This window comes from Micromonospora salmantinae (assembly GCF_022230905.1).
Lineage (GTDB): Bacteria > Actinomycetota > Actinomycetes > Mycobacteriales > Micromonosporaceae > Micromonospora > Micromonospora salmantinae.
This window is the reverse complement of the sequence record NZ_JAKKFG010000002.1, coordinates 193,433-218,302: the sequence shown is the minus strand read 5'-3', so window position 1 is coordinate 218,302 and position 24,870 is coordinate 193,433. Positions and strand designations below refer to the sequence as shown.

The window sequence follows — 24,870 nt, the reverse complement described above, 5'->3', positions numbered from 1 at the left end:
GCTTCCGCGTCGGCACTTTGCCGCATACCCGACAGCGACTTCCCGGCCAACCACGTCCTACGCATAGAGTTACCGCGCTGTCGCTCTGTGCTGCGGGAACGGGAGACGTCATGCCTCGACGCTGGGTCGCCGCGCTGGCCTGTCTCGCGGCGCTGGTCGCACTGGCCTGTGAGGGTGGCAGCTCCGCGGAACCCCGCCCCACCACGAGCGCCAGGCCGTCGAGCGGGCCCGGCGGCATCGCCGCCCTCGGCGACTCGATCAGCACCGGCTTCGCCTCCTGCCTGGTGCTCACCTCCTGCGAGCGCAACTCCTGGTCGACCGGGGACGGGCTGCGGGTGCAGAGCCACTACCGCCGGCTGCTCGAACAGAACCCGGCGATCCGCGACCGGACGTACAACCATGCCCGTCCCGGCGCCCGCGCGGACGCCCTGGAGGGTCAGGCCCGGGCGGCGGTACGCGACCGCGCCGACTACGTGACAGTGCTGGTCGGCGCCAACGACGTCTGCCGGGGCGGGGTGGACGCGATGACGCCGGTGGCGCAGTTCCGGGCCGACGTCGACCGGGGGCTGCGGGTCCTGCGGACCGGCCGGCCGAAGGCCCGGGTGCTGGTGGTGAGCATCCCCGACCTGTACCGACTCTGGGAGGTCGGGCACGACGACGCCCGGGCGACCCGCGCGTGGCGGCGGGGTATCTGCCCGGCCCTGCTGGCCGAGGCGACCTCGACCGCACCCGCCGACCGGGCCCGCCGGGCCGCCGTCCGGGACCGGATCGACGCGTACAACGCCGAGTTGAAGGCGGCCTGCCGGGCGTACGGAGCACGGTGCCGGCACGACGGCGGCGCGTTGCACAAGGTCCGGTTCACCCTGGACCTGCTCAACCCGCTGGACTGGTTCCACCCCAACGCCACCGGCCAGGGCCGCATCGCCGAGGTGACCTGGCGCTCCTCCGGCCTGGCCAGCTGAACGACCCCGGACGGGCCGTCAGGGTCGGCGCGGCTCCGGGACGGCGTTGCCGCGGGAGCCGTAGAGGGCCCGGGATCGCTGGGCGAGGTCCTTTGTGGCTGACGAGTTGGCCCAGGTGCCGAGCACGATTGCCGCACCGGGGACGATCTTGGCGACCATCCGTTTCGCGGCCCGGACGCCGGCCATCTGGGCCAGCCGGATGCCGAGTTGCAGCATGACCCGGCCGAGCGGACGCTGGCCGCCCAGGCCGAAGAGCGCGTCGGCGCGTTCCCGGCCGGCGGCCACGCCGAGCGCCAGCCGGGCGCTCTCGGCGACCTTGTGCACCCGCTGGAGCACCAGCAGGTCGGTGGCCCGGTCGTTGTGCAGGGGGTCGACGTCGTACGCGGCGGCGATGTGCAGCACCATCCGCGCCTGGGTCCAGGCCAGCACGCCCACGTCGATCACGGCGCCGGGCAGCCCGGCCGCGCCGGAGACCGCGCCGGACAGTCGGGCCAGGTTGACGAACTTGCGGGCCGCCTGGTCGGCCAGGACGTCGGCGGAGACCCCGGGCTGCTCGGCCCGGGCACGGGCGGCCCACTGCACGGCTTCCGGCCCGAGGCGGCGCACCGCCTCCAGGGCAAGGTGCTCCGGGGCGTACTGCGGGTCGTCACGCATCCGGTCCCAGAGCCGGGCCGGCGGACCCTCGGGGGCGTCCACCGGCCCGGCCGGCAGGTCGACGGACGGCTGCGGAGTAGGGGCGGCGGGCTGACCGCCGACGGGCGGAGTGTCGGTCACCAGGTCTCCCCAGGGGTGGAAACGGTGGACAGGGCGGCCGATGGAGCGGTCAGCGGCGGCGGTTGGACAGCCGAGCCGCCAACCCCTTCAGCTTCTGCTGGTTGCCCGGCTTGGCCATCTCGCGCCGGCCCCGGTCGACCAACTGCTGCCCCTTCGGTGATTTCAGAAACGCGCTGATCCGCTGCATCAGTGACATAACGTCCTCCTGTCGATGGTCCCGCACTCATGTGTACCCCGAACCCGCAACACATGTACCCGGGATGCGACAGCCTCAACCCTGACCGTCCATAGTGGGCGGTAGGTTACCGCCCCGCCGGCGCGATGGCGTCAACGACCCGGGTGGCTCGCCACTCGTGCTGCTGGTAGTGCTCGGGGTACGCGGAGACCTGCACCGCCTGGGCTGCGTCGGTGAGCCGCATCCGCTGCCAGCCGGGCACCTGCTCGAGCGCGCTGAGGAACTGCCGGGTGGCGAACTCGGGGTCCATCAGCCGCCCCACCGGGCCCCAGCCGCTGCTGGAACGCTGTTGGAACAACCCGACCGAGTCGTGGTCCCAGCCGACGCCCTGGTGCGGATAGTCCTGCGACTCGGGCAGTACACCGCTGGCCACGTTGTAGAGGTTGCTCTCCTGCATGGCGGTGGCCACCGCGATCACCAGGCCCCGGCGCGGCACACCCATCTTGCGGCCGGTACGGACGATCGCCTCGGCGTTCTCCATCTGGTCCTCGTCCAGCCCGGCGACGGGCGCCGGGTCGGTCGGGCGAGCCGGGGCGACCTTGCGGGCCGGCGCGCTGGTGTCCGGGTCGGCGGGGCTGGCCGCGGCGGACTGGGCGGCGGCGGAGGCGCTCGGGGCAGCCGTGCGGTCGAGGGAACGGGAGGCGCGCTGCTGCTCGGCGCGCTGCGCCAGCTCGGAGCTGGAGAGCGATCCACTCCGGGTAGCCGCGTCGGCGTCCTCGTCGCGAACCTGGACGACGGCGGTCAGACCGAGGCAGCACACCACACCGGTGGCCAGCGCCAGCTGTGCCCGGCGTCGACCGGTCAGGTCCCGGGCGTACGCCCGGAGCCGGCTCGCGGCGGTTGTCCGTTCGGTTGAGGTGCCATCCTCCGTATCGGCAGTGGGCCTGCTCGGGGCGTACGGGTCGTCGAGGGTGCCGTCGTCACGCATCAACCGAGGCTAGGCAGGTGGAAACCCTGATCACGCACGGTGATCACGTGGCGCTCGACACAGATCGGAGCCCTACTGGTGGACGACCTGGGCGGGGTGACCCGCCCGGGGAACGGACCTCGCGTACCGGATGAAGCTGGCACTGCACGCGGACCGGCACGGCCCACGACAGGACCGAACATTCCACCACCGAGCCTGACATGATCGACAAACTCGGCCTTTGGGCTGAACCATCCCTCGGCCGATCGGCCACGAGGCTCGGCCTGGTGGCATAAACAGCCGATTAGTCCGGTCACGCCCACCACCCGGCCAACGGATCGCCCGACGCAGGAATGCACCAGGATGGCGGGTACGTTGCCCGAACGGGTGCCCTCCGTCGCGACGGCGCCCCGCAGGCACATTTCAGGGAGGTCCGCACCGGTGCTCGACCCACACGAGCTCTACCAGCTCACCGACGATCTGCCCGACCTCGGGCAGCCGGTCCTGATCCAGGCCCTCACCGGGTTCGTGGACGCCGGAAACGCCAGCCGACTGGCGCGTGAGCAGCTACTCACCTCGCTGGAGGGTCGGCCGATCGCCACGTTCGACGTCGACCAGCTCTTCGACTACCGATCGCGACGACCGGTGATGACCTTCGTCGAGGACCACTGGGAGAGCGTCGACGCGCCCAAGCTGGAGCTGCACCTGCTGCAGGACGACGACGAGACCCCGTTCCTGCTGCTCACCGGCCCCGAACCGGACCTGCAGTGGGAGCGTTTCGTGACCGCCGTGGCCGGGCTCGCCGCCCGTCTGGACGTCCGGCTCACAGTGGGGCTCAACTCGATCCCGATGGCGGTCCCGCACACCCGGCCGACCGGGGTGACAGCGCACGCCACCCGCCCCGAGCTGATCGCCGGCTACGAGCCCTGGTTGCAACGCGTCCAGGTGCCCGGCAGCGTCGGTCACCTGCTGGAGTTCCGCCTCGGCGAGCAGGGCCGCGACGCGCTGGGTTTCGCCGCCCACGTGCCGCACTACGTGGCGCAGACCGAATACCCGGCGGCCGCCGAGGTGCTGCTCACCTCGGTGTCGCGCAGCACCGGGCTGCTGCTGCCCGGCGACGGGCTGCGCTCGGCCGCCGAGGTGGTCCGGGTGGAGATCGACCGGCAGGTCGCGCAGACCGAGGACGCCGCGGCCCTGGTCCAGGCCCTGGAGGAGCAGTACGACGCGTTCGCCCGAGGTCGGGGCGAGAAGAGCCTGCTCGCCCCCGATGCCGGCCCGCTGCCCACGGCCGACGAACTCGGCGCCGAACTGGAACGGTTCCTGGCCGAACAGACCCGTCCCGGCGACACCCCGGGCAGCTGACACGGCGTCGCGGCGGCGGATACGGCAGGCTGGGGGCATGCGCCTGGCGACCTGGAACGTCAACTCGGTGAAGGCCCGCCTACCCCGGCTGCTGGAGTGGCTGGCCGACACCGGGCCGGACGTCGTCTGCCTACAGGAGACCAAATGCCCCGACGGCGCCTTCCCGGTGACCGAGGTGGGCGCGCTGGGCTACACCGTTGCCAGCCACAGCGACGGCCGGTGGAACGGGGTGGCCATCCTGTCCCGGGTCGGGCTGGGCGACGTCCGGGTCGGGTTCGCCGACGAGCCCGGCTTCCCCGAGCCCGAGGCCCGGGCCATCTCCGCCACCTGCGACGGGGTGCGGGTCTGGTCGGTGTACGTGCCCAACGGCCGGACGCCGGACGACCCGCACTACGCGTACAAGTTGGCCTGGTTCGCGGCGCTGCGCGACGCGCTGGACGCGGAGCTGGCCGGCGGGTTGCCGCTGGCGGTCTGCGGCGACTTCAACGTCGCCCCGACCGACGCCGACGTCTGGGACCCGGCGGTCTTCACCCACTCCACGCACGTCACCCCGGCCGAGCGGGCAGCCCTCGCGGCGCTGCGCGACCTGGGCCTCAGTGACGTCGTGCCCACCCCGATGAAGGGCCCGCACCCCTTCACCTACTGGGACTACCGGGCCGGCATGTTCCACCAGAACAAGGGCATGAGAATCGACCTGGTGTACGCGTCCGCGCCGTTCGCCCGAGCGGTCCGCGCCGCGTACGTGGACCGGGAGGCCCGCAAGGGCAAGGGCCCCTCCGACCACGCGCCGATCGTGGTCGACGTGGACCTGGTCCCGGCGGTCGAGGCGTTCTGAGTGGCTAGGGTGGGCAGATGGCAGTCGTGAAGATCAACGCAATCGACGTCCCGGCCGGTGGCGGCGCGGAGCTGGAGAAGCGGTTCGCCGCCCGGGCCGGCACGGTGGAGAACTCCCCCGGCTTCCTCGGCTTCGAACTCCTCCGCCCGGTGGCCGGCGAGACCCGCTACTTCGTCTACACGAAGTGGGAGAGCGAGGAAGCGTTCCAGGCATGGGCCGCCGGCCCGTCGCGCGCCGCCCACGCCGCCGCCCCCGGCGACAAGCCCCGTCCCCCGGTCTCCACCGGCGCCAGCCTGCTGGAGTTCGAGGTGGCGCTGCACGTCCCCCAGCCCTGACCGACCCTCGCCGACCGCTCGGACACGGACGACGTCCCCGTCTCGACACGTCGCGACGAGGCGGGCTGGTTCAGGCGCGTTGGAGCACGTTGGAGCGGCGGCCAGCACCTTGATCGTGCTCGATCCTGGATCTCAACGCCGTCGCGTCAGGGCTGCGGCGAGCAAGAAGACCGCGCCGATCTTGCAGTTTCTGTTGTTGATATGGGCGGATGCGCCCCTTGCGTCGGGACAGAAAGTGCAAGATCGCGGAGCAGGATCGGTTCGGGCTCGGGGTCGATCTCAGGACTTGCGGGAGGACTGGAGGGTGGCGAAGGCGATGACGTTGTCGGCGTAGCCGGTGCGGCCCCCGATGAACTGCCCGCCGCAGGTGATCAACCGCAGCCCGGGCGGCCCGTCATGGCCGTAGATCCGTTCGGCGGGCAACTGGTCCTTCGGGAAGTGTTCGACGGTGTCGACCCGGAACACCACCACCGACTCGTCCGCCCGGGCCACCTCGATCAGGTCGCCGGGGTGCAGCTTGCCCAGGTCGTAGAAGACCGACGGGCCGGTCTTCGTGTCCACGTGCCCGACGATCACCGCAGGGCCAGGCTCACCGGGCGTGGGCCCTCGGTCGTACCAGCCGGTCTCGTTGTGCCGTTCCAACGGCGGTACGGCGATCGAGCCGTCCCGCGCCTGCCCGACGGGCGCCACCGGCGCTGTCACCTTGATCGCCGGCACCGAGAGGCGCACCGGCCGACTGGCTGACAACCCGACCGACTCGCTGCGGGCCGGCCGGTCACCGCCGGTCGGGGCCAGGTCGAACGGGCCGACCGAACGGCCCAGCCCCGCCCCGGTGGCGAAGACCCCGGCCAACACCAACACCACGGCCAACGGTATTGACCAGGGGCTGCGGCCGGAGGGACGACTACGCCGGGGGGCGACGGCGGTCGGCGGACGCGCGGCAACCGACGGGCGGTCGGGATCCGAAGGGCGCTCGGGATCCGGCGGACGCCGGCGATTTGGCGGGCGCTGGGGACCTGGCGGGCGGTCCGAGCCCGGCCAGCCGTCGTCCAAGTGCAGCCGAACATCATCGGGCGGCGAGGCGGGGCGGCCAGCGAACGGCGGGCGTGAACCGGCCGGCGGCGGCGTGGGACGGCCAGTCGGCGGCGGTCGTGAACCGGCCGGCGGCGGCGTGGGGCGGAAGATCGTCATGGCGGGCCTCAGCGACGCGCGGCAGCTCGGGGACGGCGAAACGCCATCACGGCGAGGACCAGCCCGGTGATGATCAGTGCCGCGCCGCCGGGCAGCAGCAGATTGCCGGTCATCCCGCCGGTGCTCCCGCCGAAGCCGGTTGCCGGACCACGGCTGGGCTGGACGGGGACCTTCTTGACCACCTGGAGCATTGTCGAGGCCGTCTCGCCGTCGCGGCACTCCAGCTTGACCCGGTAGTTGCCGGGGCGGGTGCGCTCGCGGACCATCGGCGCGGCGGTGAGCACCCCGCGCTGCGGCTGCACGCCGACCGCCCCGAAGGCGTCGGAGACCACTGTGGCGCCCACCGAGTTGTCCCGACAACTGGCCCGGATGCCCACCAGGTAGCCGGGCTGCACAGTGCTGGGGCTCACCTCGACGAAGATGTCCACCGACGGGTGCGGTTGGGGCGCACCTCCGGGCGGCCATTCCGGCTGCGGCGCGGGCGCGACGGCAACGGCCCGCTCAGGCGCGGCGAGGGCGGGCGTGGCGGCCAACAGGGGGCCGGCCAGCACGGTCACCAGCGACAGGGTCACGACACCGCGGGTCACTGTCACGATGCCCCCTCTCGACGCCGTGCGGCCGGGTCGGGCGGTGGAGCACCCCGACCTGCCGTACCAGTTGGATCCTCTCATTTCCGGTCGCACATCACATCCGATCAGCCGGCGGCGTCGCGTACGCTCGGTTCGCTGTGACCGCCACCGACCATGACCCCGCCGTCCCGCCCGCGAGCCGGACGATCCGCACGTTCCACCCCCGCCGGGGTCGGATGAGCGACCGGCAGACCGACGCGCTGAGCCGGCTCTGGCCCGCGTACGGCCTCGATGTGCCGGACGGACCTGCCATGCCCGTCGACCTGGCCGACCTGTTCGGTCGCCGGGCGCCCGTGGTGCTGGAGATCGGCTCGGGCATGGGCGACACCACCGCTGCGATGGCTGCCGCCGACCCGGATCGAGATTATCTGGCGGTCGAGGTGCACACGCCGGGAATCGCCAACCTGCTCCACCTGGTGGAGCGTGGTGGCCTACGCAACGTCCGGGTGGCGGAGGGCGACGCGTTGTCCCTGGTCAACGGCTTGCCCGAGGGCGTGTTGGACGCCGTGCACGTCTTCTTTCCGGACCCGTGGCCGAAGTCCCGCCACCACAAGCGGCGGCTCATCCAGCCGGCGCACGTGGCGCTGCTGCGGTCCCGGCTGCGCTCCGGCGGCATGCTGCACTGCGCGACGGACTGGGCCGAGTACGCCGACGCGATGCGGGAGACCCTCGACGCGGACCCGGAGCTGGTGGACGCGTACGGCGGCTTCGCGCCGCGGCCGGCGCACCGACCGGTGACGAAGTTCGAGCGGCGAGCGATCACGGCCGGTCGGCCCGTCGCCGACCTGCTGTACCGCCGACGGTGACCGGCGAAACGCCCGAACCGGAACGCGGCGGCGCGTTCGGGACGCCCGGACGGGGGTCCGGTGCGGGCCGGGTTGGCGTACCGGGGCATGATCCAGGCACCATGGACAGGCTATGACGCTCACCGCCGCGCTGCCGACAAGCGCCGACCCCGACACCCTCTTCGACGCGTTCGCCGGCTGGGCGAAGGAGCGCGGCCTCGACCTCTACCCCCATCAGGAAGAGGCGGTCATCGAGATCGTCTCCGGCGCCAACCTGATCATGAACACACCCACCGGCTCGGGTAAGAGCCTGGTGGCGATCGCCGCGCACTTCGCGGCCCTCGCCGACAGCCGGACGACCTTCTACACCGCGCCGATCAAGGCCCTGGTGTCGGAGAAGTTCTTCGCCCTCTGCGAGGTCTTCGGCGCCGAGAACGTCGGCATGCTCACCGGCGACGCCAGCGTCAACGCTGACGCCCCGATCATCTGCTGCACCGCGGAGATCCTGGCGAACCTGGCGCTGCGCGAGGGCACGAAGGCCGACGTCGGCCAGGTGATCATGGACGAGTTCCACTTCTACGCCGAGCCCGACCGGGGCTGGGCGTGGCAGGTGCCGATCATCGAGCTGCCGCAGGCCCAGTTCATCCTGATGTCCGCCACCCTGGGGGACACCACGCGCTTCGTCGACGACCTGACCCGGCGCACCGGGCGGCCGACCGCCGTCGTGCGCACGGCGGAGCGGCCGGTCCCGCTCATCTTCTCGTACGCGATGACGCCGCTGCACGAGACGCTTGAGGAACTGCTGGAGACCAAGCAGGCCCCGGTGTACGTGGTGCACTTCACCCAGGCCGCCGCGCTGGAACGTGCCCAGGCGCTGACCAGCGTCAACGTCTGCACCCGCGCCGAGAAGGACATGATCGCCGAGGCGATCGGTGGTTTCCGGTTCACCGCCGGCTTCGGCAAGACGCTGTCCCGGCTGGTCCGCCACGGCATCGGCGTGCACCACGCCGGCATGCTTCCGAAGTACCGCCGCCTGGTGGAGACCCTCGCCCAGGCCGGCCTGCTCAAGGTCATCTGCGGCACCGACACCCTCGGCGTCGGCATCAACGTGCCGATCCGCACCGTGCTGTTCACCGGGCTGTCCAAGTACGACGGGGTCCGTACCCGGCTGCTGAAGAACCGGGAGTTCCACCAGATCGCCGGGCGTGCGGGCCGGGCCGGCTACGACACCATCGGCCGGGTCGTGGTGCAGGCCCCGGAACACGTCATCGACAACGAGAAGGCCCTCGCCAAGGCCGGCGACGACCCGAAGAAGCGGCGCAAGGTGGTCCGCAAGAAGCCGCCGGAGGGTTCGATCGGCTGGGGCCAGCCCACCTTCGACCGACTCGTCGACGCCGAGCCGGAGCCGCTGACCTCCAGCTTCCAGGTCAGCCACTCGATGCTGCTCAACGTCATCGGTCGGCCCGGGGACGCGTTCACCGCGATGCGGCACCTGCTCACCGACAACCACGAGGAGCCCGCCGCGCAGCGCCGGCACATCCGCCGCGCGATCGCCATCTACCGGGCTCTGCGTGCCGGCGGGGTCGTCGAGGAGCTGCCCGAGCCGGACGAGACCGGCCGGCGGATCCGGCTCACCGTCGACCTCCAGCTCGACTTCGCCCTCAACCAGCCGCTCTCCCCCCTCGCGCTGGCCACCATCGAACTGCTCGACGCCGAGTCCCCGTCGTACGCGCTCGACGTGCTGAGCGTGATCGAGTCGATCCTGGACGACCCCCGGCAGATCCTCTCCGCGCAGCAGTTCAAGGCGCGCGGCGAGGCGGTCGCCGCCATGAAGGCAGAGGGCATCGAGTACGAGGCGCGCCTCGAACTGCTCGACGAGGTGACCCACCCGAAGCCCCTCGCGGAGCTGCTGGAGGCCGCGTACGAGATGTACCGGCAGGGGCACCCCTGGGTCGCCGACCACCAACTCTCCCCCAAGGCCGTCGTCCGCGACATGTACGAGCGGGCCATGACCTTCACCGAGTACGTGCAGTTCTACGGGCTGACCCGCTCGGAAGGTCTCGTCCTGCGCTACCTGGCCGACGCGTACAAGACGCTGCGCCAGACCGTGCCCGAGGACGCCAAGACCGAGGAACTGATCGACCTCATCGAGTGGTTGGGCGAGCTGGTCCGCCAGGTCGACTCCAGCCTCATCGACGAGTGGGAGCGGCTGCGCAACCCGTCCGACGTGGCCGAGGTCGCCCAGGCGCACGCCGCCCTGACCGATCGACCACCGGCGGTGACCCGCAACGCGCGGGCGTTCCGGGTGCTGGTGCGCAACGCGCTGTTCCGCCGCGTCGAGTTGGCCGCGCTACGCCGCTGGGACCTGCTCGCCGAGTTGGACGCCGAGGACGGCTGGGACTACGACGCGTGGGCCGACGCCCTGGCGCCGTACTTCGAGGCGTACGACTCGATCGGGGTCGGGCCGAACGCCCGCGGTCCGGCGCTGCTCATGATCGAGCAGGGCCGGGAGCGGTGGACCGTACGGCAGATCTTCGACGACCCGGACGGCGACCACGACTGGGGCATCAGCGCCGAGATCGACCTGGCCGCCTCGGACGAGGTCGGCGCGGCGGTCGTACGGATCACCGACGTCGGCCAGCTCTAGCGAGCGTCTCGACAGGGGGTCGTCCGTACGCCGGACGGCCCCCTTTGTCGCGTCTTCCGCACCCCTTCTTTCGCTGGGCGATGTCAGACCCGTCGATTAGAATGTATGTACTAATCGAGTTCCTGACCTGCAGGATTACGACCCGGGAGGACGCCCGTGACCGCGCCCGCCTCCACGCCCCTCACCCCCTACGCCACGCTGCTCGGTTTCACCCGCTACGTCGACCGCACCGGCCCCACCAAGGCGACCTTCGTCGGCGGGCTGCGCAAGCAGCGCGCCAGCCGGTCCGGCTTCAACCCGCACGGCCAGTTCGTCAAGGCGCTCAAGGCCGACATCGCCTTCCACACCGGCGGCACCCACCTGGCCGGGGTGGCCGACATCGTCAAGCCACGATGGCGCCCGCTCTACCAGGCGCTCGTCCCCGGCGCCACGACCTGGCTGCACTCCCTCGGCGAGCCGGCCGCCGTCGATCTCGCCCAGACCCGCGACGCCCTGGCCATGCTGGGCGACCTGCCCGTCAAGATCAACCCCCACTTCGGGGTACGCCACGCCGACGGCCGCGCCGAAGCGGTCCGCCTGCACTTCGACGAGGCCCCACCGAGCGAGGAATCGGTGCTCGCCACCCTGCACCTGATGGCCCGACACATGGACGCGGTGCTCCCGCACGCCGAGCCGGTCCTGGTCGACGTCCGCCGCGGCCTGGCCCACCGCATGCCCACCGACGCCAAGCCCGACCAGATCGAACGATGGCTCTCCGGCGAAGCCGCCGCCTTCCGCGCCATCTGGTCCACCGCCGCCTAAGACACCGCCGCCGCCCGAGCACCCTGCCGCCGCTGACCGGTCCGGCTTGGCGCTCGGGCGGTGGCCTGCTGTTCGAGGTAGCCCGCCAGCGAGACCGCGGCGCCCCTCAACCCAATACGCGGTCCAGCGCCGTGCCCAGCCGTGGTGCGAGGGTCGCAGCGTAGGTGGCGGTGATGTGGTTGTTGTCGCGGTACACGAGCACCCCGCCAATGACCGGCGAGCACCGCTCACGCGGGCAGATGGCCGGGTTCAGATCGACCAGGTACACCTTGTTGTTGCTGCGGGCGGCCGCTTCGTGGGCTGGGCCGCCGCCACCTGCGAGGACCTTGTCCCGGGGGGAGGCGCATCGGGTCAACTTCTTCGGATTGGCGGACACACACTCAGCGATGTCCCTGTCGTGATAGGGGGTGTCACGCAGCACGATCACGGGAACCCCGGCTGCCGCCATCGCGGCCCACGTCCGCCGGAGTGCGTCCGTGAAGGCGGCCTGTGCTTGGCTGGTGACCCTCTCACCGTTCTGGATCATCACATAGAAGGATGTACTCACCACCAGCACGTTCGGGCGCTCCGCCCCGGTCACCTGCGCGCGAAGTTTGTCGTTCCACTCGGTGCAACTGGGGTACGGCCGGCTGTCCAAGGCAACTTCGCCATCGATGAACGGGCATGAGGACTTCGTGTAGCTCTTGAGGCGCCACTTCTTTGACTCGGCCACCCTCTGCAGCGCCGGAAGCCATTGAGCGGCGTGGGAATCCCCGGCGAGAGCCACGGTGAACGACGCGTTGGGGTCCCCGTACTGACAGGCCCTGACCGCACTGCTGCGCTGGTCCGCATGGCATCCGTCCCGCCATGCGTCGGGGCCATCCTTGCTGGCCACCAGCGGATCCGGCACGAACGGTCCGACTCGGTCGACCGGAATCCCCGCGTCGCTGCTGGCCGGAGAGTCGCCCAGAGCGGAGGCGCCCAGAACCGTGGGTGAGGCAGCTACGGGGACACCGCTGCCGCCCGCCGTCGGCACGGCCAGGGTGGGCGGCATCGGCGCCCTCGCCGGCGGGACGGTGAGTTGGAAGGCCAGTCCCGCTAGGAGGGCCACGCCGGTGCAGACCGCCCCGAGTTGCAATGATCGCGCAGGTTCCCACGTGAGCGTCGGCGACATCCGGATCGGGTTCTCGATGAAGCGGTAGGTGAGGGCGGCCGGCACCACTGAGATCGCGGCAACGGCGAGGCCGGTGGCGGTGGTCAGCTCCCCGAACCGAGCCTCGGCAGCGATGAGGAGAGGCCAGTGCCAGAGGTAGAGGGAGTAGGAGATGGCTCCTACGGCGCGTACCGGCCGCAGCGCCAGCAGCATGGCGGGCCCGAAACCGCCGGCAGCCAGGCCTCCGGCGATGACCGCTGCCGTGCCCAGGGTGGGGGCCAACGCCACGTACCCGGGGAAGGCGGAAGCCTCCGACAGGAGAACGGCGGACGCCACGATCGCGGCGAGGCCGCACCAGGCGAGCGCGGCCGCTACCAGCCGGGGCAGACGCTGCAGATGCCCGCCGAGCAGGGCCAGGAAGCCGCCAAGGGCCAGCTCCCACATCCGGGTGGTGGTCACGAAGTAGGCGCGGGCGGGATTGTCCTCGGTCAACCAGACGGACCACGCGAAGGACGGCACAGCGACCAGCGTGAGGGCGAAGAGCAGGTATCCGGTGCGGGCGTACCGCCGCCGGCCGAGCCACACCGCGGAGGCAAGTAGCAGCGGCCACACCAGGTAGAACTGCTCCTCGACGCCGAGGGACCAGAAATGCTGGAGGATGCTGGGCGCCTGATTGGCCGCCAGGTAGTCGACGGACTGTTCGGCGAGTCGCCAGTTCATGGCGTACAACCCGCTGAACACCACATCCCAGCCCGTGGCCGACCACCGGGTGCGCGGCAGAAAGGCGAATGTGAGCAGCAGGCTCCCGATCAGAACCACCACTGCGGCCGGCAGAAGCCGCTTGGCGCGCCGGGCGTAGAAGCCGATCAGCGAGAGGCGGCCCGTCCGGTTCACCTCGGCGACAAGTAGTCCGGTGATCAGGTAGCCGGAAATGACGAAGAAGACGTCAACACCGACGAAACCGCCAGGCACCAGTTGCTGGCCGGCATGTCCCGCGAGCACCAAAATCACGGCGAGGGCACGCAGCCCTTCCACGTCACCTCGGAACCCGGCCCGGGGACTGGCTTCCGGTCGCACGGCCGTTCGTGTCATTCGTTTCCCACCCCATGCCTCATTCGCGTCGCTGGCACAACTGGGGGAAGGCGTGGGTGGTTACGATTCATATCAGGCTGGTTGGCCGTATTCCGCCTGGGCGGTGACCATCCGGCGCGCCTCCCCCGAATCAACGGCGAGCCAGGGGGTCAAGCGAATGGGTGCCATGGAGGTAGTGGCCCCGGTCGGGAGAGGGCCACTACCTCGAAGCAGTGCGGAACGCTTTCCGAACGCCAGCCAGGCGCCGGGTGCGTGTCAGGCGGCGGGGAGGTACTTGGTCAAGTCGTCGAGGATCTTGTTGGCGGCGCCGACGCCGATGCCGGTCATCCAGACCTCGTCGGAGACGGGGCACGCCTTGCCGGCCTTGACCGCGCCGAGGCCCTTCCACAGCGTCCCGCCGGCGACCTTGGTCTGCTCGGCGGCGGCCTTGTCGCCGTACGCGGTCACGAAGATGACGTCACCGTCGACCTCGTTGACCCGCTCGGGGCTGACCAGGTCGAAGCGCTTGTCCTCCTTGTTGGCGAGCAGCTGCCGCTCGGGGCGGCCCAGGCCGGTGTCGCCGATGACGATGCCGGAGAACGAGTCCGGGCCGTACACCCGGATGTTGCCGGGCAGGAACCGCACGATGGAGACCTTGCGCGCGGCGGCGTCGCCGAGCGTCGCGCCGAAGTCCTTGGCCCGCTTCTCGTACGTGGCGAGCAGATCCTTGGCCTGCTGCTCACGGCCGAGCGCCTTGCCGTCGAGGAGGAGGTTCTCCTTCCAGGTGATGCCCACCTTGTCGGTGAACACGGTCGGCGCGATGGCGGCCAGCTCGTCGTAGAACTTCTCCTGGCGGAACTTGCTGCCGAGGATGAGGTCAGGCTTCAGCGCGTTGACCGCCTCCAGGTCGGGTTCGGTGAGCACCCCGACCTCCTTGATGCCGGCGAGCTTGTCCGCGCCGAAGTACGTGGGCCAGCTCTTCGCCTCACCGGCGGTGGCCGCGCCGACGGGCGTGATGCCCAGCGAGAGCGCCGTGTCGATCTTGTCGGTGTCGAGCACGACGACGCGCTTGGGCTCGGCCGGGACCTTGGTGGTGCCCATGGCGTGGGTGATCTCCCGGGTGTCCCCGGTGGTGGAGCCGGCGACCGGGTCGCTCTCACCGCAAGCGGTGAGGCCGGCACCGAGGGCGACGGCCGCGGCGAGAGCTGCGACGAGACGACGCATCAGAGTCCTTTCGAGGGGTGCGAGCCGGCGAGCGGGTTGGCCGCGTCGCCGGTGGAGGGTCGGACATCCGGTACGGACGCCGTCGACGAAGAGTGGTCACCCGCGACAGCGGGTGCCGGAGCGTTACCACCGGTGTACGCGGGCACCACCAGCGGTGCGCCGGTCACCGGGCAGGGCACCACCACGCAGGCCAGCCCGAAGACGTCGCGGACCAGGTCGGCGGTGAGGATCTCCCGGGGCGGGCCGGCGGCGACCACTGCGCCGGCGCGCATGGCGACCAGGTGGTCGGCGTAGCGGGCGGCCTGGTTCAGGTCGTGCAGCACGGCGACCACTGTGCGGCCCCGCTCGGAGCGCAGCCGGTGCAGCAGGTCCAGCACCTCCACCTGGTGGGCCAGGTCGAGGAAGGTGGTCGGCTCGTCCAGCAGCAGGGCGTCGGTGTCCTGGGCGAGGGTCATGGCGATCCACACTCGTTGCCGCTGGCCGCCGGAGAGGCTGTCCACCGGTCGGTCGGCCAGGTCGGTGACGTCGGCGAGGGCCATCGCCTGGTCCACCGCCGCGCCGTCCTCCGACGACCACTGCCGCCACCACCGCTGGTAGGGCTGCCGGCCGCGCCCGACCAGGTCCGCCACAGTGACGCCCTCGGGCACCAGCGGGCTCTGCGGCAGGACGCCGAGGCGGCGGGCGACCTCCCGGGTCGGCAGCTCGCGGATGGCGGTGCCGTCCAGCAGCACCGTGCCACGGCGGGGGGTGAGCAGCCGGGCCATCGTGCGCAGCAGGGTGGACTTGCCGCACGCGTTGGGTCCGACGATCACGGTGAACGCGTCGGTGGGCAGGTCGAGATCGAGCCCGTCCAGCACGGTCCGCTCGTCGTAGCCGGCGACCAGGTCGCGGGTGGAGAGCATCACACGACTCCTTGAGGCGTCACGACGACCGCCGCCGGCCGCGCAGCAGCAGGAAGATCAGGTACGGGCCGCCGATCGCGGCGGTCAGCACACCGGCGGGTAGTTGGGTGGGTGCGAACAGCCGCCGACCGGCCAGGTCGGCCAGCACCAGCAGGAGGGCGCCGAGCAACGCCGCGCAGACCAGCGGTGGTCGTTCGGCGCGTACCAGGCGACGGGCCACCTGCGGGGCGACCAGCGCCACGAAGTCGACGGCGCCCACCTGGGCGGTGACCATCGCGGCGACGAGTACGCCGGTGCCGGCGAGGCCGATCCGGCGGGCCACCGGACGCAGGCCGACGCCCCGGGCGGTGTCGTCGTCCAGGGCGCTGCTGTTCAGCGCCCAGCCGGCCCAGGCCAGCACCGGCAGCAGCACCAGCAGTGTGCCGGCGATCCAGGCGGCCTCGGTCCAGCCCTTGCCGGCCAGGGTGCCGATCAGCCAGATCTGCGCGCGCAGCCCGTCGATCGGATCGGCGGTGAGCATGACCACCTCGGTGAGCGCCCGGAACCCGAACGCGACAGCCACCCCGGCGAGCACGAACCGCTGCGCGGCCAGCCCGTGCCGGGCGCCGAGGGCGAACAGCAGCACCGCCGCGAGCAACCCGCCCACCAGCGCTGTGGGCGCCACCAGCACCGCGGCCATTCCGCTGGTCAGTGCCACGGTCGCGGCGAGGCCGGCACCCTGGGTGATGCCGATGACGTCCGGGCTGGCGAGTGGGTTGCGGGCCACGCTCTGGATCAGCGTGCCGGCCACCCCGAAGGCGGCCCCGGCCACGGCCGCCAGCACGACCCGCGGCAGCCGAAGATCAAAGACCACGAGGTCGTACGGGGTGCCGGCTCCGGAGAGGGCACGCAGCACGTCGGCCGGTGCGACGTACGGGGTGCCCAGCGAGAGGCTGAGCACGACGGCCAGCAGGAGCAGCACGGTCAGCACGGCGGCCACCAGTACCGCGCGGCGGCGGATCAGCAGGCTGACCGGGCCGATCCGCAGCAGCGACCGCCCGGGCAGCCGGGCACCGTCGGCACCAGACGAGCCGGCGGCCGTGACGGTCGACAAGCCAGCGGACCCAGCCGAGGCGGGGCCGGAGGAACGGCGGGTGGTGGTCATGCGGTCACCACCCGGGCGCGGCGGACCAGCACGGCCAGCAGTGGCGCGCCGATCAGCGCGGTGACGATCCCGGCCGGGATCTCGCCGGGCGGGGCGACGAGTCGACCGACGATGTCGGCGGCGAGCAGCAGCGCCGGCCCGAGCAGCGCGGAGACGGCGAGGGTCCAACGGTGGTCCGCGCCGACCAGTGCGCGGGCCAGGTGCGGCACGGCCAGCCCGACGAACGCGACAGGTCCGGCGGCGGCCACCGCGGCGCCGGTCAGCAGCACGGCGGCGAGGCCACCACCGAGGCGGACCAGACCGATCCGGTGGCCGAGACCACGGGCCACGTCGTCGCCGAGGGCCAGCGCGTCCAGGCCCCGGGCCACCAGGGCGGCCAGCACCAACCCGACGAGGACGAACGGCAGGACCTGCGCGGCGACCGACAGGTCCCGTCCGGCCAGCCCGCCGACCACCCAGAAGCGGTACTCCTCGAAGGTGCGGGCGTCGATGCTGAGCAGCGCGTACACCCCGGAGGCCAGGCTGGCGTCGAGCGCCGCGCCGACCAGCGCGAGGGTGACCGGGCTGGCGCCCTCGCGGGCGCGGGTGGCGATGGCGAAGACCAGCAGCCCGGCGATCAGGGCCCCGGCGATGCCGAACCAGACGTACCCGGCGAGCGTGCCGACGCCGAAGACGGAGATCGCGAGCACCACCCCGAACGACGCGCCCGCGCTGATGCCGAGGATGCGCGGCTCGGCGAGGGGGTTGCGGGTGAGCGCCTGGAACAGCACCCCGGCCACGGCGAGCGCGAGCCCGACCGCGAGGCCGAGGGCGGTCCGGGGCATCCGCAGCTCACGGACGATGGTGCTGGCGTCGCCGCCGTCCGGCGCGACGAGCGCGTGCCAGACCTGGTCGACGCCGAGTTGTCGGCTGCCGAGCGCGAAGCTGGCCAGCACGGTGAGCAACAGCACCAGCGCGGCCGCGACGGTGACGGCCACCCGGCGGCCGGTGCGGGTGCCGGACCGGTTGCGGGCCGGGGTCGGCCGGGTGGCGAGGGTGGTCACGAGTCTCCTGCACGTTCACGCTTAGGTTCGCCTAACCTTAGCCGCTCGGTTGAGGGTCACCTAACTGGCGCTCATCGATCCGCGGCGGGTTGAGCAGGGCAGACGCCCGCGCGGAGAGAGCTGCGCGCCTACTGTTGGCTCATGCGATTCGACCAGCACACGGTCGTCCTGCTGAGCCGGCCTTCGGATCCGCCGGAGCTGCCGCAGGACGCGATCGACCGGTTGCGGGACGCGCACCTGGCCCACCAGGCGGGCCTCGTGCAGCAGGGGCTGGTGCTCGCGGCCGGGCCGTTCCTGCACCCCGACGACGAGCAGCTGCGCGGCTTCGTGGTGCTGTCCATCGCCCCGGACGAGGCACGCGCGCTGTTCGCCAACGACCCCGCGGTGCGGGCCGGGCGCCTGGTCGCGCGGGTCACGTCGTGGCTGCTTCCGGAGGGCACAGTGCGGTTCGAGGCCGTGCCGGTGCCGCAGTCGATGCTGGAGGCGGCCTCCGGGGACTGACCCCGGGCCCGGTCAGCCGGCCGCGCCGCTGCCGGTCTCGGCCGGCGACTCGGCGAGCGGGACCACCCGCAGGGCGTCCATCGGGCCGACGATCACCCGCAGTTGCGGGAAGTGGTCCCGCAGCACCTGCCGGCACCGGTCACAAGGCGCGACGACCTCGCGGCCACGGTCGGCGACAGTGACGATCGTCTCCAGCGCGGTGACGCCCTGCGTGGCGGCCGTGCCGATCACGACCAGTTCGGCGCAGGCCCCTCCGGTGGCGTGCTGGACGTTCACGCCGGTGAAGACCCGACCGTCAGCGGTCCGGGCGGCTGACGCGACAGTGTGGTGCTGGCTGCGGCAGCGCAGCTTGGAGACCGCCGTGGCGGCCTGCACCAACGCGCGGTCGGTGTCGCGCATCTCCATCCGGCTCCCCCAGCGCTCGACGTCGGCCGCCAACTCTAGGGCCCGCTCGTGGCCGTCAAGGGACCGGAGGTGACCGTCGGAGAGCCGGGCGCTCGGTAACCCAGGGGCGGTGCGCCGCCCGGCTGCCTATCCTTGGGCACGACATGCAGAATCCAACCGCCTCCGTCGCGTCCGACCCCGTTCGCGAGCTGCACCGCCGCCTCACACCTCTGATGTTCCGCGACCAGCGCCGGCTCCAGCGGCGACTCGACGGTGCCCGCAAGCTGCGCGACCCGCAGCGTCGGGAGGCGGCGCTGACCGAGATCACCGCCGACCTGGTCCGGGCCGAGCAGCGCCTCGCCGCCCGGCAGGCGGCGGTGCCCGTGATCACGTACCCGGCGGGTTTGCCGGTCAGTGAGCGCAAGGACGACATCGCCGCCGCCATCCGCGATCACCAGGTGGTGATCGTGGCCGGCGAGACCGGCTCCGGCAAGACCACCCAGATCCCCAAGATCTGTCTCGAGTTGGGGCGCGGGGTGCACGGCCTGATCGGGCACACCCAGCCCCGGCGGTTGGCCGCCCGGACGGTGGCCGACCGGATCGCCGACGAGCTGGGCACCGAGTTGGGCGACGTGGTCGGCTACAAGGTGCGCTTCACCGACCAGGTCGGCGAGCGCAGCCTGGTGAAGCTGATGACCGACGGCATCCTGCTGGCCGAGTTGCAGACCGACCGGATGCTGCGCCAGTACGACACGCTGATCATCGACGAGGCGCACGAACGCAGCCTCAACATCGACTTCATCCTCGGGTACCTGCGGGAGCTGCTGCCCCGACGACCCGACCTCAAGGTGATCATCACCTCGGCGACCATCGAGACCGACCGGTTCGCCCGCCACTTCGCCGGCCCACCCACCGCCGACGAGCCGGAGGGCGTGCCCGCGCCGGTGGTCGAGGTCTCGGGGCGCACCTACCCGGTGGAGGTGCGCTACCGGCCCCTCGTCGAGCTGGCCGAGGGCGAGGACGACGGCGACGGTGACGAGGAGAACGTCCGCGACCAGATCCAGGCGATCGGCGACGCCGTCGAGGAGCTGGCCGCCGAGGGCCCCGGCGACATCCTGGTCTTCCTCAGCGGCGAGCGGGAGATCCGGGACACCGCCGACGCGCTGGGCAAGCTCGTGCAGAAGAAGCGTTCACTACTCGGCACCGAGATCCTGCCGCTGTACGCCCGGCTCTCCTCCGCCGAGCAGCACCGGGTCTTCGCCGCGCACTCCTCGCGCCGGGTGGTGCTCGCCACCAACGTCGCGGAGACCTCGCTGACAGTGCCCGGCATCAAGTACGTGGTGGACCCGGGCACCGCCCGCATCTCCCGCTACTCCAGCCGGCTCAAGGTGCAGCGGCTGCCGATCGAGCCGATCTCCCAGGCGTCGGCGAACCAGCGCAAGGGCCGGTGTGGCCGCACCTCGGACGGCATCTGCATCCGCCTCTACGACGAGCAGGACTTCCTCTCCCGACCCGAGTTCACCGACCCGGAGATCCTGCGGACAAACCTGGCGTCGGTCATCCTCCAGATGACAGCGATCGGGCTCGGCGACCTCGCCGCGTTCCCGTTCATCGACCCACCGGACAAGCGCAACATCACCGACGGCGTCAACCTGCTGCACGAGCTGGGCGCGTTGGACCCGACCGAGGCCGACCCGGCGAAGCGGCTCACCGCGCTCGGCCGGCGGCTGGCGCAGTTGCCTGTCGACCCGCGCCTGGCCCGGATGGTGGTCGAGGGCGAACGCAACGGCGCCGCCACCGAGGTGCTGGTGATCGCCGCCGCGCTCTCCATCCAGGACCCTCGGGAACGGCCGGCGGAGAAGCAGGCCCAGGCGGACCAGGCGCACGCCCGGTTCGCCGACAAGGAGTCTGACTTCGTCGCCTACCTCAACCTGTGGCGTTACCTGCGCGAGCAGCAGCGGGAACTCTCCTCCAGCGCGTTCCGCCGGATGTGCAAGGCGGAGTACCTGAACTACCTGCGCATCCGCGAGTGGCAGGACATCGTCAGCCAGCTGCGCCAGGTGCTGCGTACCCCGTCCGAGAGCGACCGGCGCGGTGGGCGGCCGGCGCGCGACAGCTCGGACGACGCGGACGCCGGCCGGGGCCGCCGGGGTGGCGCGGACCTGCCGGAGGAGATCGACACCCCGAAGGTGCACCAGTCGCTGCTGCCCGGCCTCTTGTCGCACATCGGCCTCAAGGACGCCCAGAAACACGAGTACCTGGGGGCACGGGGCGCGAAGTTCGCGCTCTTCCCCGGGTCGGCGTTGTTCAAGAAGCCGCCGCGCTGGGTGATGGCCGCCGAGTTGGTGGAGACCTCCCGGCTGTGGGGGCGCATCGCCGGCCGGGTCGAGCCGGAGTGGGTCGAGCCGCTGGCGCAGCACCTGGTCAAGCGCAGCTACAGCGAACCGCACTGGGAGAAGAAGCAGGCCGCGGTGATGGCCTACGAGAAGGTCACCCTGTACGGCGTCCCGCTGGTCAGCTCCCGCACTGTCAACTTCGGGCGGATCGACCCGACGCTGAGCCGGGAGCTGTTCATCCGGCACGCCCTCGTCGAGGGCGACTGGCAGACCCACCACCAGTTCTGGGCGGACAACAAGCGGCTGCTCGCCGAGATCGAGGAGTTGGAGAGCCGGGCCCGACGCCGGGACATCCTGGTCGACGACGAGACCATCTTCGGCTTCTACGACCAGCGGATCCCGGCCGACGTGTCCTCCGGCCGGCACTTCGACAGCTGGTGGAAGAAGATCCGCCGCGAGCAACCCGACCTGCTCACCTTCACCCGCGACCTGCTGATCAACGACGGCCGACCGGGGGTGGACGAGGACGACTACCCGGACGAGTGGCAGGCCGACGGGGTGAGCCTGCCGCTGACCTACCGGTTCGAGCCGGGCACGCCGGACGACGGCGTCACAGTGGACATCCCGCTGCCGCTGCTCAACCAGGTGCCGGCGGAGACCTTCGACTGGCAGGTGCCCGGGCTGCGCGAGGAGACGGTGATCGCGCTGATCCGCTCGCTGCCCAAGGCGATCCGCCGCAACTTCGTTCCGGTGCCGGACTACGCCCGGGCCGCGCTGGCGGCGATCACTCCCGGCGAGGAGTCGCTGCTGGACGCGCTCACCCGGCAACTGCGCCGGATGACCGGGGTGACAGTGCCCCGCGACGCCTGGGAGCCGGGCAAGCTCCCGGCGCACCTGCGGGTGACCTTCCGGGTCCTCGGCGACGACGAGAAGCCGGTCGCCGAGGGCAAGGACCTGCCGGCCCTGCAACGCCAACTCCGCCAGGAGGTACGCCAGGTGGTGGCGGCCGCCGCGCCGGAGGTGGCCCGCACCGGGCTGCGCGAGTGGAGCATCGGCACGCTGCCCCGGACCATCGAGCAGGTCCGCGCCGGGTACGCGGTCACCGCGTACCCGGCCCTGGTCGACGAGGGCGCCACGGTCGGGGTGAGGGTGTTCGACTCCCCCGCCGAGGCGGAGGCGGCGCACTGGGCCGGCACCCGCCGGCTGCTGCGGCTCACAGTGCCGTCCCCGGCGCGGTTCCTGCAGGGGCGGCTGGACAACGAGGCGAAGCTGGCGTTGAGCCGCAACCCGCACGGCGGCGTGCAGGAGCTGATCGAGGACGCGGCGGGCGCGGCCATCGACCGGCTGATCGGTGTGGCGGGCGGGCCGGCGTGGGACGCCGACGGCTTCGCGGCCCTGCGCGAAAACGTGCGCGCCGACCTGGTCGACACCGTCGTCGAGGTGATGGACCGGGTCCGCAAGGTCCTCGCCGCCGCGTACGCGGTCGAGCAGCGGCTCGGCGCGACCCGCAACCTCGCCGTGGTGGCGGCGCTGGCCGACATCCGCAACCAGCTCGCCGGGCTGGTGCACGCCGGCTTCGTCACCGAGACCGGGTACGCGCGCCTGCCCGACCTGCTGCGCTACCTCACCGCCATCGAGCGTCGGCTGGAGCGGCTGGGCGGCAACCCGCAGCGGGACCGCCAGCAGCAGGACCGGATCGCTGTGGTGCAGAAGGAGTACGCCGACCTGATCGCCAACCTGTCGCCGGCCCGCCGGCAGGAGTCGGCCGTCCGGCAGATCCGCTGGATGATCGAGGAGTTGCGGGTGAACGTCTTCGCCCAGGCGCTGGGCACTCCGTACCCCGTCTCCGAGCAGCGGATCTATCGGGCGATGGACGACGCCGAGGGCCGCTGAGCCGACGGCCGGGCCGCTGCCGACCTCTTCGCGACCGCGGCCCCGGCTGGCCTCTTCGCGACGGCGGCCCCGGCGGGTCAGGTCAGTGGCTCGACGCCCGGCGGCAGTTCACCGACGTCGATCGCCGACTGGATGTAGTCGAGCAGGATGCGCCGAAGCTCTCGACCGGCGTGGGTGGGTACGACGTCGCGCCGACGGGCCACCGCTATGGTCCGCCGCACCCCGGGCGGGGCGAGCGGGGTGATCCGCACGCCCGGCCGGCGAGCCAGCACGATGCCCGGCACGAGAGCGATGCCGAGCCCCGCCTCGACGAAGCTGAGCACCGCGTCCATCTCGCCGCCGTCCACCGCGAAGGTGGGTTCGAAGCCCGCCTCCCGACACGCCTGGATGGTCGCGTCGCGCAGGTCGTACCCCTCCCGGAACATCACCATCGGCTGGTCCCGCAGGTCGGTGATGCGCAACTCCCCGGTCGTCGACGCGGTCGCCACCTCCCCCACCGAGGCCACCACCAGGCTCTCCCGCAGAATCGGGTCGACCCGCAGCCCCGGGTCCGCCCCCTGCGCCGGCATGATGATGAGGGCCAGGTCGAGGTCGCCGCGGAGCAGGTCGCGGACCAGGTCCTGCGAGCCACCCTCCTCGACGCGCAGGTCGACGGTGGGGTGCGCGTCGCGGAACCGGCGCAGCACCGGCGGGGCGAGCGAGGTCGCCAGACTGGGGGTGGCTCCGAGCCGGACCCGGCCCCGGCGCAGCCCGACCAACTCCTGGACTTCCCGGGTCGCGGTCTCCACGTCGGCGAGGATCCGGGTGGCCAACGGCAGCAGCACCTCACCCGCCGCGGTGAGGGCGATGTTGCCCCTTATCCGCTCGAACAGTGGTGCTCCGAGGTCGGCCTCCAGAGCGTGAATTTGCTTACTGAGAGAAGGCTGAGTGATGCCCACGAGGTCGGCGGCTTGGGTGAAATGTCGTACTTCGGCCACCGCGACGAAGTACCGGAGCTGATGGAGCTGCATCTACATAGCCTACGGCTATCAACACTGCGAGTTTGATGCATTGGACGACTGATCGAAGTGCTCCTAGCGTCGGTCCTGTGGTAATCACGAAGACTCGGTCGCCCATCCGCTCGAACGTCGGCCTCAAGGCCGTCATGGCGGTGACGGGCATCCTGCTGGCGCTGTTCCTCATCGCCCACATGCTCGGCAACCTGAAGGTGTTCACGGGGGAGACCTCGTTCGACCACTACGCGCACTGGCTGCGCGACATCGGCAAGCCGCTGCTGCCCGGCGTCTGGTTCCTGTGGATCCTGCGCACCGTGCTGGTCGTGGCGGTCGTCGCCCACATCGTCGCCGCCACCGTGCTGGCCCGGCGGGCCCGCGCCGCCCGCCCGGTGAAGTACGCCCACCGCAAGAAGGTCAACGGCAGCTACGCGGCCCGCACGATGCGCTGGGGTGGAGTGATCATCCTGCTCTTCGTGATCTACCACCTGCTGGACCTGACCACCGGCACGCTGAACCCGGTCGGCGACGCCAGCAAGCCGTACGGCAACGTCGTCGCCGACTTCGCCCCGGAGCGCTGGTACGTCACCCTCTTCTACACGCTGGCCATCCTCGCGGTGGGCTTCCACCTGCGCCACGGCGCGTTCAGCGCGTTCCGCAGCCTCGGCCAGCAGACGCCCCGCGGCGAGCGCAGGGCGCGTACCGCGGCTCTGATCTTCGCCGTGCTGCTCTGCGCCGGGTACCTGGTGGTCCCGTTCGCCGTACTCACCGGATTGGTGTCCTGA

General features: G+C 71.7%; 22 protein-coding genes. 10 read left to right on the top strand and 12 right to left on the bottom strand.

Annotation, left to right across the window (positions count from 1 at the left end; all coding sequences use genetic code 11):
- Nucleotides 1–110: 110 nt before the first annotated feature.
- Nucleotides 111–962, top strand: a complete 852-nt coding sequence (locus PSH03_RS02225) for a GDSL-type esterase/lipase family protein (protein ID WP_210781372.1) — start codon at nt 111–113, stop codon at nt 960–962.
- Nucleotides 963–980: 18 nt separating this feature from the next.
- Here the strand turns inward: PSH03_RS02225 and PSH03_RS02220 are convergent, their stop codons facing one another.
- The 3 genes from PSH03_RS02220 to PSH03_RS02210 all read right to left on the bottom strand — a co-directional run bounded on the left by PSH03_RS02220 (nt 981) and on the right by PSH03_RS02210 (nt 2,899).
- Entirely contained in the window at nt 981–1,736 is a 756-nt protein-coding gene (locus PSH03_RS02220; protein WP_210781371.1) for an EcsC family protein, read from the bottom strand.
- Between the two features lie 49 nt (nt 1,737–1,785).
- A complete protein-coding gene (locus PSH03_RS02215) occupies nt 1,786–1,932 on the bottom strand; it encodes a hypothetical protein (RefSeq protein WP_167493040.1) in 147 nt (48 codons plus the stop codon).
- A gap of 106 nt (nt 1,933–2,038) precedes the next feature.
- Complete coding sequence (locus PSH03_RS02210) at nt 2,039–2,899, bottom strand: peptidase M23 (protein ID WP_210781370.1); 861 nt, start codon at nt 2,897–2,899, stop codon at nt 2,039–2,041.
- A 420-nt stretch (nt 2,900–3,319) separates the two neighbouring features.
- Here PSH03_RS02210 and PSH03_RS02205 point away from each other — a divergent pair, with 420 nt between their 5' ends.
- From PSH03_RS02205 to PSH03_RS02195, 3 genes are read left to right on the top strand one after another with little or no spacing between them, the layout of a single operon-like run.
- Nucleotides 3,320–4,240, top strand: a complete 921-nt coding sequence (locus PSH03_RS02205) for a proteasome assembly chaperone family protein (protein WP_210781369.1) — start codon at nt 3,320–3,322, stop codon at nt 4,238–4,240.
- A gap of 37 nt (nt 4,241–4,277) precedes the next feature.
- Nucleotides 4,278–5,075, top strand: a complete 798-nt coding sequence (locus PSH03_RS02200) for an exodeoxyribonuclease III (protein ID WP_238688090.1) — start codon at nt 4,278–4,280, stop codon at nt 5,073–5,075.
- A gap of 17 nt (nt 5,076–5,092) precedes the next feature.
- The gene (locus tag PSH03_RS02195) at nt 5,093–5,410 is read left to right on the top strand and encodes an antibiotic biosynthesis monooxygenase family protein (RefSeq protein ID WP_238688089.1); all 318 of its coding nucleotides are present in this window, start codon (nt 5,093–5,095) and stop codon (nt 5,408–5,410) included.
- Between the two features lie 279 nt (nt 5,411–5,689).
- Here the strand turns inward: PSH03_RS02195 and PSH03_RS02190 are convergent, their stop codons facing one another.
- Nucleotides 5,690–6,286, bottom strand: coding sequence for a class F sortase (locus tag PSH03_RS02190; RefSeq protein ID WP_210781410.1), 597 nt, complete (start codon nt 6,284–6,286; stop codon nt 5,690–5,692).
- A gap of 323 nt (nt 6,287–6,609) precedes the next feature.
- Entirely contained in the window at nt 6,610–7,197 is a 588-nt protein-coding gene (locus PSH03_RS02185) for a hypothetical protein (RefSeq protein ID WP_210781409.1), read from the bottom strand.
- 131 nt (nt 7,198–7,328) lie between these two features.
- Here PSH03_RS02185 and trmB point away from each other — a divergent pair, with 131 nt between their 5' ends.
- From trmB to PSH03_RS02170, 3 genes are all read left to right on the top strand, one after another.
- Entirely contained in the window at nt 7,329–8,036 is a 708-nt protein-coding gene (gene trmB, locus PSH03_RS02180) for a tRNA (guanosine(46)-N7)-methyltransferase TrmB (RefSeq protein ID WP_372494699.1), read from the top strand.
- Between the two features lie 112 nt (nt 8,037–8,148).
- Complete coding sequence (locus tag PSH03_RS02175; RefSeq protein ID WP_210781363.1) at nt 8,149–10,662, top strand: DEAD/DEAH box helicase; 2,514 nt, start codon at nt 8,149–8,151, stop codon at nt 10,660–10,662.
- A 156-nt stretch (nt 10,663–10,818) separates the two neighbouring features.
- Nucleotides 10,819–11,463 (top strand): hypothetical protein, encoded by a 645-nt coding sequence (locus PSH03_RS02170; RefSeq protein ID WP_091401551.1) that lies wholly within the window; start codon nt 10,819–10,821, stop codon nt 11,461–11,463.
- 106 nt (nt 11,464–11,569) lie between these two features.
- Here PSH03_RS02170 and PSH03_RS02165 read toward each other — a convergent pair whose 3' ends face one another.
- From PSH03_RS02165 to PSH03_RS02145, 5 genes are all read right to left on the bottom strand, one after another.
- The gene (locus tag PSH03_RS02165) at nt 11,570–13,687 is read right to left on the bottom strand and encodes an acyltransferase family protein (protein WP_238688088.1); all 2,118 of its coding nucleotides are present in this window, start codon (nt 13,685–13,687) and stop codon (nt 11,570–11,572) included.
- Between the two features lie 255 nt (nt 13,688–13,942).
- Entirely contained in the window at nt 13,943–14,890 is a 948-nt protein-coding gene (locus tag PSH03_RS02160; RefSeq protein WP_238688087.1) for an ABC transporter substrate-binding protein, read from the bottom strand.
- A complete protein-coding gene (locus PSH03_RS02155; RefSeq protein ID WP_210781360.1) occupies nt 14,890–15,792 on the bottom strand; it encodes an ABC transporter ATP-binding protein in 903 nt (300 codons plus the stop codon). The genes PSH03_RS02160 and PSH03_RS02155 overlap by 1 nt, the downstream gene beginning before the upstream one ends.
- Nucleotides 15,793–15,811: 19 nt before the next feature.
- Entirely contained in the window at nt 15,812–16,885 is a 1,074-nt protein-coding gene (locus PSH03_RS02150; RefSeq protein WP_238688086.1) for a FecCD family ABC transporter permease, read from the bottom strand.
- A gap of 47 nt (nt 16,886–16,932) precedes the next feature.
- Nucleotides 16,933–17,979, bottom strand: a complete 1,047-nt coding sequence (locus tag PSH03_RS02145) for a FecCD family ABC transporter permease (RefSeq protein WP_210781359.1) — start codon at nt 17,977–17,979, stop codon at nt 16,933–16,935.
- Nucleotides 17,980–18,120: 141 nt separating this feature from the next.
- Between PSH03_RS02145 and PSH03_RS02140 the strand changes: the two genes are divergently transcribed.
- Nucleotides 18,121–18,480, top strand: a complete 360-nt coding sequence (locus tag PSH03_RS02140; RefSeq protein WP_238688085.1) for a YciI family protein — start codon at nt 18,121–18,123, stop codon at nt 18,478–18,480.
- A 12-nt stretch (nt 18,481–18,492) separates the two neighbouring features.
- Here PSH03_RS02140 and PSH03_RS02135 read toward each other — a convergent pair whose 3' ends face one another.
- A complete protein-coding gene (locus PSH03_RS02135; protein ID WP_210781357.1) occupies nt 18,493–18,885 on the bottom strand; it encodes a cytidine deaminase family protein in 393 nt (130 codons plus the stop codon).
- A gap of 143 nt (nt 18,886–19,028) precedes the next feature.
- Between PSH03_RS02135 and hrpA the strand changes: the two genes are divergently transcribed.
- On the top strand, nt 19,029–23,093 hold the full coding sequence (gene hrpA, locus PSH03_RS02130; protein ID WP_238688084.1) for an ATP-dependent RNA helicase HrpA: 4,065 nt from the start codon (nt 19,029–19,031) through the stop codon (nt 23,091–23,093).
- A 77-nt stretch (nt 23,094–23,170) separates the two neighbouring features.
- On the opposite strand, the gene PSH03_RS02125 is transcribed toward hrpA, so the two are convergent.
- On the bottom strand, nt 23,171–24,103 hold the full coding sequence (locus PSH03_RS02125) for a LysR family transcriptional regulator (RefSeq protein ID WP_238688083.1): 933 nt from the start codon (nt 24,101–24,103) through the stop codon (nt 23,171–23,173).
- Between the two features lie 83 nt (nt 24,104–24,186).
- Between PSH03_RS02125 and PSH03_RS02120 the strand changes: the two genes are divergently transcribed.
- The gene (locus tag PSH03_RS02120) at nt 24,187–24,870 is read left to right on the top strand and encodes a succinate dehydrogenase cytochrome b subunit (RefSeq protein ID WP_084597936.1); all 684 of its coding nucleotides are present in this window, start codon (nt 24,187–24,189) and stop codon (nt 24,868–24,870) included.

Excerpts from the sequence above, each read along its gene's own strand:
- PSH03_RS02225 (WP_210781372.1), top strand. The coding sequence starts at position 111 with ATGCCTCGACGCTGGGTCGCCGCGCTGGCCTGTCTCGCGGCGCTGGTC.
- PSH03_RS02215 (WP_167493040.1), bottom strand. The coding sequence starts at position 1,932 with ATGTCACTGATGCAGCGGATCAGCGCGTTTCTGAAATCACCGAAGGGG.
- PSH03_RS02210 (WP_210781370.1), bottom strand. The coding sequence starts at position 2,899 with ATGCGTGACGACGGCACCCTCGACGACCCGTACGCCCCGAGCAGGCCC.
- PSH03_RS02200 (WP_238688090.1), top strand. The coding sequence starts at position 4,278 with ATGCGCCTGGCGACCTGGAACGTCAACTCGGTGAAGGCCCGCCTACCC.
- PSH03_RS02195 (WP_238688089.1), top strand. The coding sequence starts at position 5,093 with ATGGCAGTCGTGAAGATCAACGCAATCGACGTCCCGGCCGGTGGCGGC.
- PSH03_RS02175 (WP_210781363.1), top strand. The coding sequence starts at position 8,149 with ATGACGCTCACCGCCGCGCTGCCGACAAGCGCCGACCCCGACACCCTC.
- PSH03_RS02165 (WP_238688088.1), bottom strand. The coding sequence starts at position 13,687 with ATGACACGAACGGCCGTGCGACCGGAAGCCAGTCCCCGGGCCGGGTTC.
- PSH03_RS02160 (WP_238688087.1), bottom strand. The coding sequence starts at position 14,890 with ATGCGTCGTCTCGTCGCAGCTCTCGCCGCGGCCGTCGCCCTCGGTGCC.
- PSH03_RS02155 (WP_210781360.1), bottom strand. The coding sequence starts at position 15,792 with ATGCTCTCCACCCGCGACCTGGTCGCCGGCTACGACGAGCGGACCGTG.
- PSH03_RS02140 (WP_238688085.1), top strand. The coding sequence starts at position 18,121 with ATGCGATTCGACCAGCACACGGTCGTCCTGCTGAGCCGGCCTTCGGAT.
- PSH03_RS02135 (WP_210781357.1), bottom strand. The coding sequence starts at position 18,885 with ATGGAGATGCGCGACACCGACCGCGCGTTGGTGCAGGCCGCCACGGCG.
- hrpA (WP_238688084.1), top strand. The coding sequence starts at position 19,029 with ATGCAGAATCCAACCGCCTCCGTCGCGTCCGACCCCGTTCGCGAGCTG.
- PSH03_RS02125 (WP_238688083.1), bottom strand. The coding sequence starts at position 24,103 with ATGCAGCTCCATCAGCTCCGGTACTTCGTCGCGGTGGCCGAAGTACGA.